Raw genomic sequence first — 1,405 nt, forward strand, 5'->3', positions numbered from 1 at the left:
CAATAATATGACGTGCTACGATGATTCCATTTGCTCCTGCCTGAGCCAGCCCTCTTGTTAATCCGGCTCCATCACCTGCTACATACAGATCATCTATTTCACATTCAAACCCTTCTCTTACCTTTGGCCGCGCTGAATAGAATTTCGCTTCCACTCCATACAGCAACGTATGCTCATTCGCTATCCCCGGTGTTACATTATCCAGTGCCTCAATCATCTCGATAATTGATTTCATCGTGTTGTACGGTAATACCAGCCCCAGATCTCCCGGTACCGCCTCTGCCAAGGTCGGCTCTGTATACCCTTCTTTCAAACGCTTGTAAGTCGTTCTTCTCCCTTTCTTGATATCTCCATATCTTTGCACCATGACTGATCCGTTTGACAGCTTGTTCGCCAGTCTGCTCACCTCATGTGCAAATTCATTCGGTTCATTGAACGGCTCGCTGAAGGTATGGGATACCAGCAGCGCAAAGTTGGTATTCTTGCTCCCCAGCTTCGGATCATGATAGGCATGTCCGTTCGCCAGCATCGTCCCGCTGTGATTCTCTATTACTACATGCCCTGACGGATTTGAACAGAATGTTCTTACTTTTGTTCCGACACTTGTATTATAGACAAATTTACCTTCATACAGATTGCTGTTGATCTCTTCCATTACGATATTGCTGGTCTCTACCCGCACTCCTATATCGACCTGATTATTATAAAGCTCCAGTCCATGCTGTTTCAGTACTTTTGTCAGCCAGGCAGAACCGTCTCGTCCCGGTGCCAGTACGATCTTCTTCGCTTTGATGACCTCATCATTTTCCAGAACTACCCCGACAGCATGTCCGTCTTCAACCAGCACTTCCTTTACAGCTGTTCTAAATGCCATATCAATATGTTCTTTCAGTTCCGTTGACATTTCTGTCATGATCCGCAGATTCTCTTCTGTTCCTAAATGTCTTACCTTGGCCCGCAGCAGTTTTAATCCTACTGCATAGCCTCGATGTTCAATTTCTTTGACCTTGTCAGTCGTAGGATCCGTTATTTCTCTGGTTGCTCCGTGTTTTAAATAAAGATTGTCAACATAGTTGATTACATCTTCAACCTCATTGGTTGAAAGATAGTCAGTCAGCCAGCCGCCAAATTCACTGGTAATATTGAATTTACCGTCAGAATAGGCACCGGCACCGCCAAATCCGGCTGTAATCGAACAGGCAGGAAGACAGCCCGGTTCATTGTTCCTGATGATTGGACAGGACTTGATCTTCTTTTCCTTGATCGGACAGTGACGTTTCATAACATCCTGACCTTTATCTATAAGCAATACGTTCAATTCCGGCTGTTTCAAATACAGTTCATAGCAGGCCATGATTCCTGCTGGTCCCGCTCCAACAACCACAACATCATAATTATTTTTCAT

General features: G+C 44.9%; 1 protein-coding gene. It reads right to left on the bottom strand.

All coding sequences use genetic code 11. From position 1 onward, the window contains the following. The coding region (locus tag KTF99_RS16740; RefSeq protein ID WP_147322429.1) for an NAD(P)/FAD-dependent oxidoreductase at positions 1 to 1,405 on the bottom strand (1,405 nt) is incomplete at both ends.

Origin of the sequence: Erysipelatoclostridium sp. MSK.7.34 (genome assembly GCF_019041935.1) — a bacterium.
GTDB classification, from domain to species: Bacteria; Bacillota_I; Bacilli_A; order Erysipelotrichales; family Coprobacillaceae; genus Thomasclavelia; species Thomasclavelia ramosa.